We start from the raw sequence: 18,498 nt of genomic DNA, 5'->3' as shown, positions 1-18,498 counted from the left end.
TTTCGATAAACCTAATTTCTTAATATCAAAATTTATAAACTTGTTCTTCAAGTTGAGTTGTTACACTTTTTAATCGTCTTAATGTATCTTTTTGAGACTGAGTGTTATTGGTATCAACTTCAGTCGATAATTTTGTAATACTATTATTTATTAGATCCAAATCCTCTTTGTAACGTTTCATTAGCTCAATTTCTCCATCTACTTGGTTAGCAAATGTATGCAAGTCATTTTGCATGAAAAGAATCATTGATTTTTGTAAATCTGCTACTGTTAATTTAGTTGTTAAGTCATATAATTTCTGATTTTGTTTCTCTAAATCATTTAAATATGCTCGTTGCTCAGCTGTTAGTTTATTAATTTCAGCAAAAGTATTATATGTTTTTTTTATTTTTTCAGGATCAATCACTTTCATAAGATCATACTCTTTCGTTTTTGTAACTGCAGCTGCAGCGATTTCACCTTTTTTACTTTTCTCTATTGTTTCACGTGCTTCTTTTTTGGCAGCCTCAATTTCTATAGCTGATTTTCCCTTTTCTTTTGCTTCTTGCTCTGCTTTCTTCTCTGCGTCTACAATGGCATTGTTTATTTCTTTTCCTTTGTTATACGCTACTACTGCTGTTTGAGCAGCCGGTTCAATAATATCTTTCGATAAACTATAAATTTCTTGGAATACCTTTAGCCCTTGTTCATTTAAAGCTCCTGGTAATAATGCTATTTGCTGTAAATCATTTTGAATTGATTTTTTTGTATCTAGCATTTCATTTTTTAACTTATCTATTTTTCCTGTTCCCTCTGAATTAAGGACACTTTGTGCTTTTACCACATCAGTATCAAGATTTTTCAACTTCTTATCTACCTGGATTTTTAGATCTGTTAACTCATTAATTTGACGTTGCACACTTTCTTGGTTTGTTATGGTCATGTCTTGAAGGACTTCCAGTCTATCTGTAAACCCTTCTTTATCTTCCTTATTATCTATAAATCCTTTTAATGTTGGATAATAACTATTAAATTTAGTTACAAATCCTTTACTTTTTGAATTTAATAGAATTAATTTAGGATAAAGTTCGGATGACCACTCTTTCATATCTTGTTTAATTAGAAATTGAGTTGTATTTAAAGATGGAACTTCTTCAAGTTGTACATTCGGACTTGCTAAAGCTCCATCGATAAAGGTTTGTGTTAACTTGGAGTATGCACCTATTTTTCGTAATGCTGAGGAAATATCTACATTATCTTGTTTTGTTTCTGCCTGAACGATTGGCGTTGCTAGAGTATTGATAGGAATAGTCGCCCCGGTAACAATTGATGTTATTAAAAATCCTGTCATAATTTTATTCTTCATTCCTTACACCTCTTCACTATTGTTTTTTTACAAGTTTTAGTCGTAAATGTTGTACAACCTAACGTTAGAATTTCTTCACACACACTTGAGGATAGAAGTTTTTTCAAAAGAGTAATTGCATCTCGTTTTTTATTTATTTTTGATAGAATATAAGGTCCTTACTTCCCCCCCATTTTAATCACTATGCTTTTCATAAGTAAACTAGAAAATTGCACATCTTATATTTGATTTTTCTGACATTAAATTTTTTATTTTTTTCTAATTATACTTAAAAAGTTTTCATACTATTATCACTTCATGAAGTGAAATAATTTTACTACTATAATTAAACATAAAATTTGTCGATATCATTAAATCTTAATAAATATCATACAAAAAAATGTTTTCACTATAACTTTATGGGATTTTATGTATTATGTACTTTATATGAATATGTACAATTGCATACTCATATAGAGTACTATCCTTCAATAACATACAAGGTAGTCACTATACATTCCTATCAACTTAAGGGTTTTTACTCCCCCAAGTGTAAAAAAGTTTTTATTTCTAAAATTTAACTAGAAAAGATGATGTTTTTTATCTATCTTTCAATTTAAATTGAATTACAACTATTTTTTATAGTTTGTTCGAACTGGAGAATACAACCAAATTAATTTAGATAATATAGTGACGAAGTTTTTTCTCAGAAAGAAGGAACTGATTCTAAAAATGATATAACTTTATTGCTACTCAACATTTCCTTAATCGATCTTTTAGTTCAGATCTTCTTTTCACTATAAAAACATCCCTTTAGGTAAACAGATCCCAAGGAACAAAACATCGCAATTTTTTTAAACATCGAGACTCTATTCAAAACATTACGTCTCTCTCGTAAGCAATGTAACTTTATATAGATTTTATCGATTCTGGAACGTGATTGACTTTGTCCTAATCAAGTTAAATTTTTTACTGAAACAAGATATAAATCGTCAGTTTTAACTATATAGTTGAGAAGGAATGCATAAAAAAGGAGGAAAATAATAATGAAATATCAAACAATATTTCCATCGTTAAAAAAATCCTGTTTTATCTTAATACTCTCTTTCATTATATTAATTCTTGCACTTCCAGCACCAACTTTTGCACAATCCAATAACAATGTTACATCTGGAACAGATTACTATGTATCTCCGGCAGGAAGTGACCTCAACTCCGGCACATTAAATCAGCCTTTCGCTACCATTCAAAAGGCTGCTAATGTCGCAAAAGAAGGAAGTACAATCTACATAAGAGGCGGAGTTTATAACCAAAAGGTACGTGTAACTCATTCTGGAGCCTCAGGAGCACCGATTACTTTTCAAAATTACCAGAATGAAAAGGTAATTCTCGATGGTTCTAAAGTCAAGTTAGAGGATGACGGATTATTTACCATAGAAGATAAAAATTATATTCAGGTAAACGGGTTAGAATTTCGCAATTTAAAATCAACGAAAATTAGCGAAACCCCTATCGGTATTTATATTACCGGAACAGGGAGTAATATCGAGATTAGAAATAATTATATCCATCATATTGAAGCAAATGTAAATAATGGAAACGCACACGGGATTGCTGTCTATGGTACTTCATCTAATGCACAAAATAATTTAAATCAGATTGTCATTGATAATAACGAAGTAGCAAATTTGAAATTAGGACTAAGTGAAGCAATTGCTGTGAATGGGAATGTAGATTCCTTTGAAGTTACCGATAACAAAGTACATGATAACAACAACATCGGAATTGTTCTGATTGGACATGAAGGCGTATCTCCAGTAGCTGCTTTAGATCAAGCACGAAACGGAATTGTTCGTAACAATATCGTTCATCACAATTCATCTTTCAATAATACTAGTTATAATGAATATTCAGCTGATGGTATTTACGTGGATGGTGGGAAGGAAATTATTATTGAGCAAAATCAGAGCTATGAAAACGACCTCGGTATTGAAGTAGCTAGCGAACATGCGGGAAAAAGTGCAAGTCAAATTACAGTTAGAGATAATACAATATCTAACAATATTATGAGTGGCATTGCACTTGGTGGATATGACAGTCAGCAAGGTTATGCCGAAAATAACACAATTACAAATAACATTATTTATAAAAATGACACAAGAGATCAAGAGAGTGGGCAAATCGAATTAAATTACGATACTCGCAACAACGTAATTACCAATAACCACATCTATGCAAGCAATAGCCCTATTTTTATTAGCAATAATTTTAATAAAAACACCGGAAACAAACTTGATTACAATCATTACTATGGTGAATTCGATCAAAATAATGGCTTATGGCAATGGAAAAGAAAAACGTATAAAGGATTTTCAACTTATCAAGCAAGTATGAATCAAGAAGGAAATGAACAACATAGTGTATTTAGCAAATTATCCCCTTCGTTCAAACTAATTTCAAAATAAAACAAATCTACTAAAACTTCTCTATTTCCATCCAGTATCTCTCCCGTGTGAAAATTATACAAAAAACAAAAGGTTGTAGTTTCATTGAAACTACAACCTTTTTATTTTCCAAACTCATTACAATTAAATTATAACAAAGTATTATTAGTGATGATCTCCATCTGCAAATCTTGTAAACTCCGTATTATGCTGTTTTTCTACAGATGTTTGTACGCCCAAAGTTAAAGTTAATATCGTTATCATTCCCATTAAAATAGTCATTGTTTTTTTCATTTCAAAGCCTCCTTATCAACTGCTTTTTTTCTCGCCTGTGTACTTAAATAAAAATATTTACTAGCATTAGAGTGATTATCTTCTTGATAAAACTTAATCGCTAACTCTTCCATAGACTCTTGCATGTACATGTATAACTCTTCTCTCTCAAAATACTTAACTCCTTCTAATACTACTTTTTCAAACTTTTTAGCAGGAGCATCTCCATTCAGCGCTTCTAAAATCATAAAACGATGCTGATATTCCTCAAGTTTCAATTCATTACAGATTTCCAATCCTTTTTCAATAAGTTCTCTTGCTATTTCATGTTCCTTAAGTTTATAATGCTCCTTCGCTTTAACAAAGATAGCTTTATAATGTTTAGGCTTCTTCTCAACCACTTCAGAGAGATAACGAATTGCTAATTCAGAAAGATTTTGACTTGCATATAATAGACCAAAGTTGTGTCTAACCATTAAAATATAATAGTCTTCATCAATCTTTTGAAATTGATTCATTGCGGCTGCAAAATGTTCTTCAGCTAGTCCCCACTCCTTTAAATGGGTACAGGCCAAACCTAATAGGTTTTCACAAAAAGCAATGTTTGTTTCACATCCATTAAATTTACGGTAAATCTCTTGTGCCTTACTAACATACTTAATTGCTAAAAGTCCATGAAATATATCATAATAAAACGAACCTAATTTGTAATAGAATTCAGCCTTTTCCAATTCATCAGATATATTCTCAAAAAAAACTTCTGCCTTATCAAAATATTCGCTCGCTTCATTATATTTACCTGTTACACTCCTATGAATAGCTTTAAAAAAATAATAATAATAAGATAAAAGCTCATCCTCTGGCATTTCAAAAGACTCTATTTTTTCAAAGCTTTGTTCAGATAAGCTTACATTATCCACTAAATAACCATATCGAAACTCGAGAAGAGAATAATATAGTAGTAACTTCTTAGCTTCTAATGAATCCCATTCATCCTCTTTTAATTCTTGAATCAGGCTATCAATTTGCTCTTTCATACGGTGCGCTTTAGAAATGTTTCTTGAACGAATTTCAACATACCAATTATTCAATAACTTTGTAACTTGTTCGCTACCCATAATTACCGACATATAAATCCCCCTCACCCATATTATGTATATCTATTTAATTTTACCAGAATATTCTATCTATATGGATACCACCTCCAATTCTGATATTTCTAAATAAAAGATTGATTATTCAGAATATATTATTTTGCATAATTAAAATAAATAACCCTCGATTTAGGAATGCATTATCAATAGTTGTATCATTTTGTAGAGAATTTCATATGAGGGTTTATACGAGGTAATAGGATTTAATTACAATCGATAAAAGCAGAACCTTGCGAGGATTCTGCTTTTATTGTACTTATCTCACATATACATATGCTTGATTAGCAGTGACATAGTACGTTTTGCCCTTACTGCTGTGTAATTTGTATGTATGGATAGATTAAATTCAACATATAGTAGATAAATATCTAATTAATAATTTAATAACTACTTTTTCTCAATAATATCAATTGATACTTTATTATTATTTGTATAGATTTTTGCAAATTCAGTAGCATTACTAATAGGATTAATAGGTTTGTTATCTATTAAAATATCACTAAATGTAGCTCTATATTGGGTATTTACTTTAATATTTTTCGTTTGACTATCATCTTTTACTGCAATTGTAGATAACGCTTTCCAATTGTTAACTTTACTAATATTAGTATTCTTGATTTCAGAAATTAACCTTCCTGTATAGCCTTTTCCGTTTGTTCCCCAGTAGGTTGCCCTAGTGTTGCCATTTAAGTTCTTATAAATCGTAAGTTGGACTTCAGTTCCTGGTTTAAAGCCATTCAAGTTCGTAAACTCATCTTTCCCCTCAATATAAATGGGTTCTTTATTGCCGCCTACTTTCATATAAGGTTTCCAAACATTATATGTTTCACTATACAAGAATCCAATATCTGATTCCACCGGACCAGAAAAACCAGAATAAATATAAAGTTCACCACCTTTCGCTTTAAGTGTTCCATTATTATTTTTGATTTCTGGTAATGTTACTTTTGTAGTTAAAACTGAGCCTGTACTATTTAAGATTGATCGGCCACCAATTCCTTTTTTAATCGGTTCCGCTTGGAGCGCCTTCACATATGAATGCGCTCTCATTTCATCGGCATTGGCTTGAGTTGTACCAATCCCCCCCAATCCACTAATTACCATCCCACTTACTAACGCAACACCCATTATTTTTCTGAATTTACCCATTATAATTCCTCCTCTTAATTTTATATATTACAATTAAAATATATCATACATTTTATTCCATGGGATTATATAACATTTTTATAAAATTTATACTATTTATTAAGAAAACTCAATCTTTAGATTGATACTTGCATTAATATCCCTATTATGATGTGTAAGGCAAGAAGGACAGTCCCATTTACGTAGGTTTAGATTTTTAACGTCTTTGTTTTGATATCCACAACAAGAAGTGCACAGAAATGGAAATATCCACAAAAGAACTAAAAGAATTACTTATGAATGCGTGATATAAACGGGAGGCATCTCTATAAAAGTTGTACGTTCTATATTTAATTACATAGAAATAAAAAAAGCCGCCCAACAGGACGGCTTTTGTTTTATTTCAAATACTCGTACCACCAGTTTCTTTCGTCCATCCAAGCTGTAATCTTATCAAGCTCACCATTTGGTAACACTTCGGTTTGCAAGTATGCTAAACCAGTTAATGGATTAGAAATAACTTGTCCTTTAGTTCCACGCTCATTCATAGCATTTAGAGCTTCTTGAACCAATGAAATACCAAAGCCACCAGATTTAACATATTGATAACCGCCATTAGCAACAGATTGTTTCTCTCCGGTAAACCAATCTAGCGTTTTGTCACCTTGCAATAAATTAATATCCACTTTTCCAATACCATCAATATAACCATTATCGGTATATTGCCAAATGTCACAAGTATAGGATGGTTTCTTCTGTGGACTACCATCATTTGTTCCGTATCGTGGTAACCAAATAAAGTCAGCTTGTACACTTTGTAAATTATAGTCACCGTACATATGGTGTGCTACATAAAATCCTACTTTCCAACCTGCAGCTTTACATGTATCAATAAAAGCTTGTGATGCTTTAGCTAAATCACTAAGGTTACCTTTGCTTTTCATTGACTTTACTGTGTCATCTTCCACATCTAATACAAGGAATTTAGCATTAGGATTTACCCTTGCTAAGAAATCCTTAGCTTCCGCAATTGCATCCGCTACTGATACGAAACATCCATAAGCATATGCAGCATGTGGAATACCGTATTGTTCTGATTTGACTACATGCTCATTATACAAATGATCTACTAGATTTGAACCATATTGTACCCTAGCAATTACTAAATTTAATTGTGCTGCTGCTACATCCCAATTAATATTTCCATTCCATTTTGAAATATCTACAATGTGTCCCATTACTGAACATCTCCTTCAAATAGTTTTTGTTTACTTCCTGTTACGTCTTTAAAAATAGATCCAAAAGCTTTTGCCTATTCTTCAATAACTTCCTGGTTCTTTTGAATAACAGCTTGGTACTGCTCTTCACGCTGTTCATTCTTTTTTTGTGTAGTAAAAAGCATCCACACAAATAATGCTGCGCATGCTTTCTGTTGAATAACTGAAATAAAATCTCGATAAACAAAAAGGGCACCTCAGTTGAGACTGCCCCTTTTGCTATCATTTTTTATATTTGTCTTTATTTAATTTTTTTCTTTTCTAGATTCCGATCTTCTAATTTTCGCTTCAATTTCAGAAGATACACTTTCTAACAACCAAGTAGGAATCCATCTATCCCAGCCAATCCGTACACAATTGGCTGTAAAGCTATTAAAAATATGATAAATCAAACCACCCGTTACCATAAAATAGAAAAACTCTGGCAGTTTAAATGCAATATCAAATAAATGCGCTAATGAAGGTAATAAAAAAAGCACCACAGTTCGTGCAATGCCCTCAATTCCATATTGTGATGAATACGTACCATCTAATTTTGAAGCCTTACTACCAGTTATCCAATCTAATACAACTACCCATACCAAAATGATAATCCAAATTAAATTAGATTTACCATATAAAAAATTAAATATAGTTCCCAATCCCCCACTAATTACAGAAGCAACTTTAAATTGGGTGGTATTAATAACATCCAGTACATTTAATGTTTTTACAAGCTCATGCATCCGTTCCAAACTTTCACCCCCCCTTTTTACATTTCAAAGCAAAATAAAAAAGCCTGCTTTGGCACGCTATTGTTTTAAATGAACATATTCTCAAAGTATCATGTTCCAAGCAAAAGAATACTTAGCTACACCATTTTCATAGACATTAAATTTCCTTAAGATATGAAAATGGCTTTTACTCTACTAAAAATCTCTAAGTAATTATTTTTTCTACTTACTAATTGAGTGCTTCCACGGCGCTTCTAATGGTTCTTTTCTTGGTAATATTCGTTCTCCATTGTGTCCTTCTGCTTCATATGGATTTTGAAGAAAAATCCCTTCTCTTCTTGCATTTGGAATACGTACACCACCTGCTAAAAATAAACGTGGCATTAACCTTGATTGCTCAGCAACTAAAATTCGCTCTCCACCCATAATCCCTATCAACTTTAATGGACTTTTTGCTTTCCCAATAACTAAAGTTCGCTCTCCACTCATAGGACCTATTGGCTTTATTGGACTTTTTGCTTTTCCAATAACTAAAGTTCGCTCTCCACTCATAGGACCTATTGGCTTTATTGAGGTTTTTGCCTTTCCAATAACTAAAGTTCGTTCTCCACTCATAGGACCTATTGGCTTTATTAAATTTTTCGCTTTTTCAACTACATCGACACGTCTACCATAATCTCTCTTAACTAATTTAACAGGCAATTTATTAACTATACCTTTATTCATTCTTCGGATACCTGACGATCTATTTAAATTCAATATAGTACCTTTAAATGCAGTCACATTCTTCCCTCCTTGTAACTCACTCTATTCTAATAGCTAAAGTTGTTCTAGGAAACGATGAATTATAGCTAGAACTAGTAAATAACGGTTTATACACTTGTTTACCAATTTCAGCATCGAGCTCAATAGTATCATCCTTAGTAATTTTACCGTTTGGTACAAATGAATATATAAAACCAAGTTTTGCTCTTAGACCTGTTTGTGAATCATCGAGGTAGTAATCCGCCAACATCATAGGTCCTGCCCCAGCACCTCCATCAGCAGGCCCCGGCCAGCCATCAAAATATGAAAATGACATTTCATATGCCGCGGTATCTAGCAATGCAGCTGGCTTGTTATATATTAGATATTTACTATTACTGTAACTCGTACTACTTCCTGCGTGTATTACACAAGAATAAGAAGGAACGTTTTTTTCTTGTAAATAAGTTTCTTCAGGTATACCAAAAAAATGAACGGTGGGTAATGAATCCACACCTGAGTTATCTTGTTTACACTTTATCACATCAGGAATTGTAATAAAAACAACCCGATCTAAATCACAATAATAATAGTACTCTATAGGGATTTCTACATTTAATGTCACATTAGAACTGGAAGACAAAGAAGATTGTGCATTAATAAAGTTCAATCTATACTCACCACTAACTGTAGATACGTTTGTTTTTTGATTAAAATCCCAATCCTTAAATAGGTTAAAATACCCATTACAGTATCTTGAAGTTTTAATGTTATACGAATCATTCCCTTGAACATTAGACCCTGCGTAAGGATATAAACCCATGTACATGGGAGTATTTCCTAAGCTTCCTTTTGAGTGTAACACAACTCTATAATTTTTATGGTTGCCTTCATCCTCAAGTATTTTCCAACCACCTTCAACAAACTTACTAACTAATACATCAAACAATTCACCCCGTTTACACGAGCCCTTTTTATAAATTACTTCCATCCCAATCCCCTCACTCTACTCTTATTGCTACCGCGTTAGTTATAAATGACGTATAGTTATTACCCGCACCGCCCAAAGCAGTATAGCGATATTTTTGAGTCTTATTTTCAACCTTAATTTCGATTATATCACCATCTAGCATTCCACCAGGTGACAATAAATAGATTCTACCAAAACGTCCTCTTAAACCTGTAGTACTATCTCCATAAAATATCTCGCTCAATACAAATTTGTTGTCCACATTAGGAGAAAGGGGGGAGACAAGACTTAAAGTTCGTTGCGCCATAGTTGTTCTACTCGGTAACGGTAGTAAATTTTTAGGTGTTTCCGTTATCCTTGCGGAATATTGGCCAATATCTGAACCAGAATGCCCACTGTTGGCATATATAGCACCTGAATAAGGTTTCTTTTCTTCTTTTCGACTTTCATCAACAAATGACTCTTCTGGAAAACCTATAAATATTAAAGTATTACTTAGATTCGTATATCTAAATGGTGTTACTAAAAAAATAATAACTTCTTTATCCACATAATAATAGTATTCCATATCATATAGCCTATCATATTGACGAGCTGCACTTAAGCTATGATCATTGTATTGACGACCTGGAAAGAAGCAAAGAGTATTAAAACCATCTTGAGTGGCAAAGTTTCCATTTTGTTGTATTGCACCCATCGTGATTGAGCCATCAGAGTAATTTGTTGTTCTTATATTATAAACGGAATAATTACCATCAAGACAACTTATTCGAATCGCCAAATGTTTGTCTTCATTGTAACCATTAGTATATAGATCAATAGTAGTATCAGTTAGGTTAGTTCCATCACGTAGTTTCCATCCCCCATTCAATGCTACCTGAACAAATGTATCAAATAACTCATATTTTTTGCATGTTCCCTTTGTAAAAATAGCCTTTGTCATTTAATTTCACCCCTAAATTAATGTCGTTACTTTTAATACCACAGTATATAAAGAAGGAACATTACTAAAATTTTCAATAAATAGGTGACAAGACTTTGTTTGATCTTTATCGTCACAAGGAATATTGATTATATCGTATGTTCTTTTTTCTTTAATACTGCTGTACTGAATTTGCCCATCTTTTTGTTTATCAAAAATTGTACACTCATAATCATTATTTGCTGTATTTTCAATAAAGATTGTCCTAAGTTCATACTTGTTTATACCTAGTTCAATAGGTATATACTTCTTTTCATTACTATTAATCTCAACCTTTACTTTTTTTTCGATAAGCTTTGGAAGAATATTTTCTGTTTGTTCTTCTTGCTTGTAATATCGATTTACGATCATTGATGTTCCCATCATTTCACCTCCAACTACTCATGTTCAAGATGTATTTGAAATTGTAATGGAGCAAGCCCAACATAATCTGTTCCCTTTGTTACTTTTAACCAAAACTTTATTGTTTTTTCTGGATTTACATAAGGAATATTGATACTATCTTGATATTGACCTGGTTTACCATTACTGTCTAACGCAAGATCCGCCCATGACCATCCAAATTTATCTTCATATTGAGCAATACTTAAATTCACATTATTCGCTCGTGCAACTGAAGGATTCACAAGTTCTAGCATAATTTCTGATTTCCCTGATATCATATCTGGCAATCGAGTTTGTGCTAATGTTGAAAGCTCCTCACCTGAAAATTTAATTTCTAAATTAGATCCGAACCCATATACATCTCCACCATAAAATGTATTCTTAATAACACCTAATTCTTTACCTTCTACATTTTTCAAAATAACTTTACCTGCAAATTCTAGTGACGGGAGAGTAATTTGAATACCAGTGTTATACCCTGTATTTCCATTGAATATAATTCTCCCAAATTCATCTTCCATCTCCACACTTATATTCGGCGCTATATTAGCAATTGTTAACTTTCTTCCTCTTGTAGCAATAATGGAATCAATATCAAGATTTATAAATTTTGAATTCGATCCTTTTTTTAATACAACCCCAAACTTACTACAGTTCATTCTATCTGAGTCATAAAAATTAAAACCTTCGCCATAATCAGAAAAAAACGTCCAATCTTCATTATCTTTGCACGCCATCCACTTCAATTCAGTTGTTTTTCGAGTACCATCTTCTGTTTCTAAAAACTCAATATTCTCCTCACCGTTTTTCCAAACGATAATACCGCCTTTGTCATCTTCATGGGTTGGCGTATAATCAGCAGATACTTCAAATGCGAATTCTTTCTCATTTGGAAGGTCTGCAAGTAATAATGTGTCACGCGAAACATTGTGTAGCATTCTAAAATATCCTTTTCGATCAATTAAAGAATAGCTACCGACAGGAGATGCAATCCATCTGGAATCGAACGTATCAAAATCATCCTTAAAGATTAAACCACTTCTTATTTGATATGGTCTTAATTTCTCATCAGGTAGTTTTAATAGTGTTGCACCTTCTTCTAAGTCAATAGCATCGATACTGATGTATTTCCCTGACAACTCAATAACGTGAATCATATCTTCAAGGTTTTTCTTTTCATATGCAAACGTTTGATATTGCATACCTTCTCCTGAAAGTTTAAGTATTTCCTTTTGGCCATCAATTTTCAATTCAATGTCTTCCGGATAAGATGGACTTGTCATACTAATTAATCGGAACTTAGTACCCTTGAATACAAATCTAGCTGATATGGTGCTATCGTTATTGTCTTCCTTACTCTTCCAATGATGAGTATTATTGTAGCAACTAACATCAGCTTCAGTTGTTTTCCAGAAACCGTTGTATTCAATATTCTTATGAGTATCATCGAAACGTACCCAACCGGGTTCCGGCTCAACTAACTTGTCACCTAATCTAGCAAGTAAGTATCCGTCAGCGTCGATGTCAATGGAATCTAACGACATAGCTTTACCAATCACTTTTACAGTATGCTTGCCACGGTCTAAACCTATTTTCTCGTAACGTATGACTTGGTTACCTGAGGGACTATTGTAAACCATAGTTTCTTCTTTACCATCAATAAGTACTTTAGAAGTTGCATCGTAACCACTGTCGCCATAAGCTAGAAGTCTAAGTTTAGTACCTACGAACTCAAATTCGAAACTCGTATCAAGTTTCTTGTCGAGATTGTAATGAGTTGTCTTGTTGTAGTGCTTATCATTACCCGTGGCTAGTTTCCAGTTTCCGATATATCGAATTAAAGGGTCATTATCATCAATTCGTTGCCAACCTTTTTCAGGCTCTGTAAGAACAGTACCTACACCAGGTCGTGAAACAAGACTACCAGTGTCATCAATATCAATAGCATCCATACGGAAGTCATATTCTAAAGCACCGGGTTGATTTGTAATAACTGTTACCGTTACATCGTGCTCAATATCTTCTAAACCGAGTTTCTCATATTTCAAGACTTGGTTTGTATCTTGTGGTGCAATAGCGTCAAAATACTCTTCCGGTAAGTCATCAATTTTTACCCTGATTCTATCTGAATAATATTGATTAGTAGCACAGCCAACAATGAGTCGTAACTTAGTACCTTTAAATCTGAATACCATACTTGCATTTTTACCCTTTTTAGCACAAGTACTTTTCCCGCCATAAGCACCATTATAGGCTACGTTTTTACTCCAGTTAGCATCATATTGAATGTATGTGGAGTTGTCATCATAACGTTGCCATCCATAGTTTGGATAAGTAGAAACATCACCAATACTTACAGGTAGTCTATCAATGTGTCCAGTAGCGTCGATATCAACACCAATAAATTGAGGGTCCCAACCTTCATGAGTTCCACCGTTGACTGTTACCACGTGGTATCCTTCATCTAGGTTAAGTACTTCACAAGCGACTTTAGCTGGTCCGGATACAGGGAACATATTAACAGGATACTTCACTCCGTCAATTAATACGTGACCAAGTTGTTCTTCATTTGAGCCTAAGTTAGACGAATAAATCAATCTAAATTTTGTACCGAAGAATCTAAACTGAATTTTATCAAACGAGTACTTGATTGGCGGTGTTTGACTTTGGTAATCCATACCACCAGTATAATCGAAATACATATTCTCCTTCGTAAAACGTTGCCAACCTGATTCTGGTGTAGCTAAGAAATCTCCAACTGTTATTGGTGGTTTTTCAATATAGCCATCTGCATCAATGTCGATTGCATCAATATTAAGTCGATAAGTACCTTTAGTTCCACACTGAATTCTAACTCTATGCTTCCCTTTAGTTAATCCTAACTTCTCATACGCAAGACCCTGATTAACAATAGCAAGTGCTACCTCACTATATTTTTCAGTGACACCGTCAATTGTAATTGATATATCGTCTGAGCGATAAGATGCAACATCGAATCGAGTAATGATTCGTAGTTGAGTTCCGTAGAAATCAAATTCAACTGCACCTTTAGAGTCATTGTCTTTTACATAATGATAAGTACCATTATACCAGTCAGAAGATGAGCCTTTTTCCCAAGTACCTTGATATTTAAGTAACGAGTCGGTTCCATCAAGGCGTTCCCAACCTGCCTCTGGCTGTTTTAGTTGATCCCCGATTTTAACTGATGGCTTACCTCCAATTGAACCAGATTCATCAATGTCGATAGCATCTAGATTTATAAATTTACCTTTTATTTCAACAGTATGCACTTTATTTGATAATCCTAACTTCTCATATATTAACGACTGATAGATAGGGTATACAGCTGAAGTTCTAGAGAAGTTGATAGATTCTTCTACTCCGTCAATTAGAATCTTAGCATTTGAATCATACGCAGACCCAGCCAAACCTATAATTCTAAGTTTTGATCCTTCAAAATTAAATTTAACAGAAACAGGGTTAGCGTCTGGCGGTGTATTAGAAATCGAGTCCTTATAGTGAATAGTATCGTTGTAACACCTACCATCAGTGCCTGCTGCCCATACACCAGTGTATTGAATATTACTATCCGTATCGTCAATTCGTTTCCAACCTGGTTCAGGCTCAAATAATACATCACGAAGGTTTGTAGGAGTTCCTACTAAATCACCGCCTTTTATATCAAAAGCGTCTACTGTCATTAACGTACCAGTGAGTTTCACTGTATGAACGCCGTCGGGTAAGTTTTTCTCGTATAGTATAACCTGATACCGATTCTTGTCCCGGTCAGTTGGAGTGTTAACCTTATATTTCTCAGTCACACCGTCAATTTCAATGGTAACATCCTCCCAAGAACTGTCGGAGTAGTTTTTCGAAATGACACGAAGACCTGTACCTTTGAAAGAGAACTCTACTGTCCCTAATGTCCTGTTCGAATAGCTTGGGACTCTATAAGTTGCCGTTTGATTATATCCGGATTCAAACCCTGCGCCCATAGCTAAGTCCCAGTAGTCACCTCTGTAATGAATTAGGGGATTTGTATCATCTACACGAGTCCACCCTGGTTCGGGTTGTAATAGAATGTCTCCTACTTTAGCAGGTGGGTTTGGTTTTACTAAAGACCCCGTTTTGTCAATATCAATTGCATCTAGCGTTATGTCTATACCAGATAACTCAACTAAATGCTCTTTATCTTCAAGTCCACTTGCTTCGAACATTAAGGTTTGCTGAATTCCGCGAATTGGTGATCTTCCTTCAACCTTAGTTAAGTCGTAAGATACTCCGTCAATCTTTAAAATAGCTTTTTTCTGGAAGTAACTGCTTAATGCTACAATTCGTAACTTAGTCCCTTTAAAGTTAAAGGTAGCAGACGCTTCTTCTGTACTCCCCGAAGGTGCAGAATAATAATGCAGAGTTTCATTGTATGCACCTTTCTGAGTAGTTATGAAATTCCATTTTCCGTCATATCGAATATTTGAATCTGCGTCATCCATACGCTTCCATCCAGATTCTGGTTGGAGTAATTGGTCCCCTACTTTAGCAGGTGGTTTTTCAATACTTCCGTCACTATCAATATCAATAGCATCGAAAGTTAACGGGAAAGGCGAATTAGTTCCGGATTTAATAACCACATCGTGAACACCTTCTGCCAAACCAAATTTCTCATAAACCAATGTTTGATATCCAACTTTAGTAGCTTGCTCACTGTAAAATTCCTCTTGACCATCGATAATAATCTTAATATCGTTACTTCGATACTGAGACTCGTGTATACAACCAATAATTCTAAGTTTAGTGCCTGAAAATTGGAATTGTACTTCCCCTGAAGCTCCGTCAACATAGTGGAATGTATTGTTAAACCATTCAGGAGTAGTATTACCCGACTTCCACCAATCACCTACATATTTAAAACTAGAATCGGTATCGTCAATACGTTTCCAACCAACTTCAGGAATAGTTACAACTTCCCCTACAGTTGCATCATAATCTACAAAATAGTCTGCGCCTAGTAAATCAACTGTACATAAAGCCAAGTTCATGTTTTCATTTACATCAATTACTACACTATGAATACCTTTTGAAAGACCCGTTTTCTCGTAGCATAATTTTAATCCATCTTTCGGGTTACCGTATTGTGCGAAAGTACCACTAGCCATTCCATCTATCGTTACTTTAGCTGATTTTGTAGCATCACTAAACCACCTAGAAATGATTCGAAATGCCGTTCCGAAAAACTTAAATCTAATCTGACCGACATTCTTAACTCCTGTACAAGTATAATCTTCGAAGGTCTTCCATACGTCTTGAGGTAATAACTCAATTTTGCGCTTCTCACTAGATAACTTAGAATCATGGTTATGCCTTGTCCAACCCGATTCCGATGTATTAAGTACATCACCTACTTCAGCTTGTTTTACTAAGTAGCCCTTATTATCTATATCAATAGCGTCTAAATTGATTTTTTCTCCTGATATTGTAACAATGTGCTTCCCTTCTACTAAGTTGAGTTTCTCATATAATAGAGCACATTTTGTTACCCCTGTTCGATTGAAATTTATATCGTTCGTAATACCGTCTATCGTGATAATTCCTTTTTGATAATACTCTGTCATTAATCCAATAATTCGTAAGGATGTACCATAAAATGCAAACGTAGCAGAAACCATACCTGCAGACGTATAATCAGTCCAATGAAGAGTTCCATTGTAACTACCGTCAACAGATGTAGAAACATTCCATGGTCCAGAATACTTAATTAAGCTATTTGAATTGTCAAATCGTTTCCAACCATCTTCCGGCTGTAATAGAACGTCCTCAACTTCAACAGACGGTTTAATCATCGAACCAGTTTCATCTATATCAATAGCATCTAAGTTCATATACAGTCCTTTTATTTCGACCTTATGAACTCCTTGAGATAGATTCAGTTTTTCATAAACTAAACGTTGATATATAGTGTCAGTTGACGAGAAGTTTATTACTTCTTCTCTGCCATCAATTAGTATTTTTGCATCAGAGTCGTAAGGATTAACTGTCAAGGCTATAATTCTTAATTTTGTACCTTCAAAGTCGAAACTTATCGATGCTGGGTTATTATCTACTTCAGGAGCTTTATAATGGCATGTAGAGTTATAAAGACTTGAGTTAACAACATCGTTCTTCCAAACTCCTCTATACTTAATATTAACATCATTATCATCAATTCGTTTCCAACCATCTTCAGGTTGAAGCAGAATGTCACCTACTTTAGCAGTTTTCACTAATTCTCCATCAAGAACGTCAATAGCATCCATTATAATTCCTTCAGGACCCTCAAGTTTAACTGAATGAAATTCATTTTTCAGACCTTCTTTATTGTAAAGTAGAACTTTCCAGTTATCTGAACCTAGTACTGGATTGTACGATTCTTTAACACCGTCGATCGTTATATCTACAGGTCCATAACCTAAATTAACACTTTTAGAAACAAGTCTGACACCTGTACCCTTAAACGAAAATTCTACAACTGATTTGGTAAGGGAATATACTGCTGTACTATTATAGTACCTATCATCAGATACTCTATTCCAAGCACCATCACCATACTTAATTAATGAATCAGCATCATCGAAACGATTCCAACCAGGATCAGGTTTATCTAATATCTCCCCTACTTTTTTTGGTGTAAATACATAACCATCAGAATCGATATCAATTGCATCAAGATTTAAGTATATACCTCGAATCGTTACTGTATGCGGCCCTTTATTAAGATTTATTTTCTCATATATAACAGCTTGCCTTTTTCCCTCCCATGCATAGTAATCTAATCTCTCAGGATTACCATCAATAATGATTGTTGCATAGCTATCATAACCACCATTATTAGCAAGTCCAATAATGCGAAGTTTAGTACCTACGAAAGAAAATTTAATCTGTACTGAGTTTGATGGGTGACTAGACTCTTTATAGTGGAATGTTTTCGAATAATCATCAGAATATTTAGAGTATCCACTAATCCAATTTTCTCCTTCAAAGATAATATTCCTATCACTATCATCAATACGCTGCCACCCTGGTTCGGGCTGAGTTAATACTCTCACCATCATATCACCTCTCCATTTTT

12 protein-coding genes and 2 pseudogenes are annotated in these 18,498 nt (G+C 33.8%); 1 reads left to right on the top strand and 13 read right to left on the bottom strand.

Annotation, left to right across the window (positions count from 1 at the left end):
• Positions 1-25: 25 nt before the first annotated feature.
• Positions 26-1,345 carry a hemolysin BL lytic component L2 gene (hblC, locus tag COK05_RS08805; protein ID WP_098612277.1) on the bottom strand — a complete coding sequence of 440 codons (1,320 nt, stop codon included), beginning with the start codon at positions 1,343-1,345 and terminating at the stop codon, positions 26-28.
• Between the two features lie 1,025 nt (positions 1,346-2,370).
• On the opposite strand from hblC, the gene COK05_RS08800 reads away from it, so the two are divergent.
• Positions 2,371-3,789, top strand: coding sequence for a right-handed parallel beta-helix repeat-containing protein (locus tag COK05_RS08800; protein WP_098612276.1), 1,419 nt, complete (start codon positions 2,371-2,373; stop codon positions 3,787-3,789).
• A gap of 144 nt (positions 3,790-3,933) precedes the next feature.
• Here COK05_RS08800 and COK05_RS31545 read toward each other — a convergent pair whose 3' ends face one another.
• The 12 genes and pseudogenes from COK05_RS31545 to COK05_RS08745 form a co-directional block, all read right to left on the bottom strand.
• Positions 3,934-4,062 (bottom strand): hypothetical protein, encoded by a 129-nt coding sequence (locus COK05_RS31545; RefSeq protein WP_017657325.1) that lies wholly within the window; start codon positions 4,060-4,062, stop codon positions 3,934-3,936.
• A complete protein-coding gene (locus COK05_RS08795) occupies positions 4,059-5,171 on the bottom strand; it encodes a tetratricopeptide repeat protein (protein ID WP_176528049.1) in 1,113 nt (370 codons plus the stop codon). The genes COK05_RS31545 and COK05_RS08795 overlap by 4 nt, the downstream gene beginning before the upstream one ends.
• A 411-nt stretch (positions 5,172-5,582) precedes the next feature.
• Complete coding sequence (locus COK05_RS08790; protein WP_050845318.1) at positions 5,583-6,344, bottom strand: YrpD family protein; 762 nt, start codon at positions 6,342-6,344, stop codon at positions 5,583-5,585.
• Positions 6,345-6,443: 99 nt separating this feature from the next.
• Positions 6,444-6,572: pseudogene (locus COK05_RS08785) on the bottom strand (zinc ribbon domain-containing protein); the annotation flags it as partial.
• Between the two features lie 149 nt (positions 6,573-6,721).
• A complete protein-coding gene (locus COK05_RS08780; protein WP_098612275.1) occupies positions 6,722-7,561 on the bottom strand; it encodes a GH25 family lysozyme in 840 nt (279 codons plus the stop codon).
• A 77-nt stretch (positions 7,562-7,638) separates the two neighbouring features.
• A pseudogene (locus COK05_RS30865) lies at positions 7,639-7,770 on the bottom strand (BhlA/UviB family holin-like peptide); the annotation flags it as partial.
• A gap of 75 nt (positions 7,771-7,845) precedes the next feature.
• On the bottom strand, positions 7,846-8,334 hold the full coding sequence (locus COK05_RS08770) for a phage holin family protein (protein ID WP_097814472.1): 489 nt from the start codon (positions 8,332-8,334) through the stop codon (positions 7,846-7,848).
• A 201-nt stretch (positions 8,335-8,535) separates the two neighbouring features.
• The gene (locus tag COK05_RS08765) at positions 8,536-9,096 is read right to left on the bottom strand and encodes a hypothetical protein (RefSeq protein ID WP_255290312.1); all 561 of its coding nucleotides are present in this window, start codon (positions 9,094-9,096) and stop codon (positions 8,536-8,538) included.
• A gap of 19 nt (positions 9,097-9,115) precedes the next feature.
• Positions 9,116-10,048, bottom strand: coding sequence for a hypothetical protein (locus COK05_RS08760; RefSeq protein ID WP_098612274.1), 933 nt, complete (start codon positions 10,046-10,048; stop codon positions 9,116-9,118).
• Between the two features lie 10 nt (positions 10,049-10,058).
• Positions 10,059-10,970: a hypothetical protein gene (locus COK05_RS08755; RefSeq protein WP_098612273.1), complete on the bottom strand. Its 912-nt coding sequence runs from the start codon at positions 10,968-10,970 to the stop codon at positions 10,059-10,061.
• A gap of 12 nt (positions 10,971-10,982) precedes the next feature.
• The gene (locus COK05_RS08750; protein ID WP_098612272.1) at positions 10,983-11,372 is read right to left on the bottom strand and encodes a hypothetical protein; all 390 of its coding nucleotides are present in this window, start codon (positions 11,370-11,372) and stop codon (positions 10,983-10,985) included.
• Positions 11,373-11,386: 14 nt separating this feature from the next.
• A complete protein-coding gene (locus COK05_RS08745) occupies positions 11,387-18,478 on the bottom strand; it encodes a hypothetical protein (RefSeq protein ID WP_255290311.1) in 7,092 nt (2,363 codons plus the stop codon).
• Positions 18,479-18,498: the final 20 nt, after the last annotated feature.

It is taken from the genome of Bacillus cereus, from assembly GCF_002567495.1.
Taxonomy (GTDB): Bacteria; Bacillota; Bacilli; order Bacillales; family Bacillaceae_G; genus Bacillus_A; species Bacillus_A cereus_AQ.
This window is presented reverse-complemented; position numbering and strand designations above follow the sequence as displayed.

Bases quoted from the DNA above. Each gene is read 5' to 3' on its own strand.
- hblC (WP_098612277.1), bottom strand. From the start codon at position 1,345: ATGAAGAATAAAATTATGACAGGATTTTTAATAACATCAATTGTTACC.
- COK05_RS08800 (WP_098612276.1), top strand. From the start codon at position 2,371: ATGAAATATCAAACAATATTTCCATCGTTAAAAAAATCCTGTTTTATC.
- COK05_RS31545 (WP_017657325.1), bottom strand. From the start codon at position 4,062: ATGAAAAAAACAATGACTATTTTAATGGGAATGATAACGATATTAACT.
- COK05_RS08795 (WP_176528049.1), bottom strand. From the start codon at position 5,171: ATGTCGGTAATTATGGGTAGCGAACAAGTTACAAAGTTATTGAATAAT.
- COK05_RS08790 (WP_050845318.1), bottom strand. From the start codon at position 6,344: ATGGGTAAATTCAGAAAAATAATGGGTGTTGCGTTAGTAAGTGGGATG.
- COK05_RS08780 (WP_098612275.1), bottom strand. From the start codon at position 7,561: ATGGGACACATTGTAGATATTTCAAAATGGAATGGAAATATTAATTGG.
- COK05_RS08760 (WP_098612274.1), bottom strand. From the start codon at position 10,048: ATGGAAGTAATTTATAAAAAGGGCTCGTGTAAACGGGGTGAATTGTTT.
- COK05_RS08755 (WP_098612273.1), bottom strand. From the start codon at position 10,970: ATGACAAAGGCTATTTTTACAAAGGGAACATGCAAAAAATATGAGTTA.
- COK05_RS08750 (WP_098612272.1), bottom strand. From the start codon at position 11,372: ATGGGAACATCAATGATCGTAAATCGATATTACAAGCAAGAAGAACAA.
- COK05_RS08745 (WP_255290311.1), bottom strand. From the start codon at position 18,478: ATGGTGAGAGTATTAACTCAGCCCGAACCAGGGTGGCAGCGTATTGAT.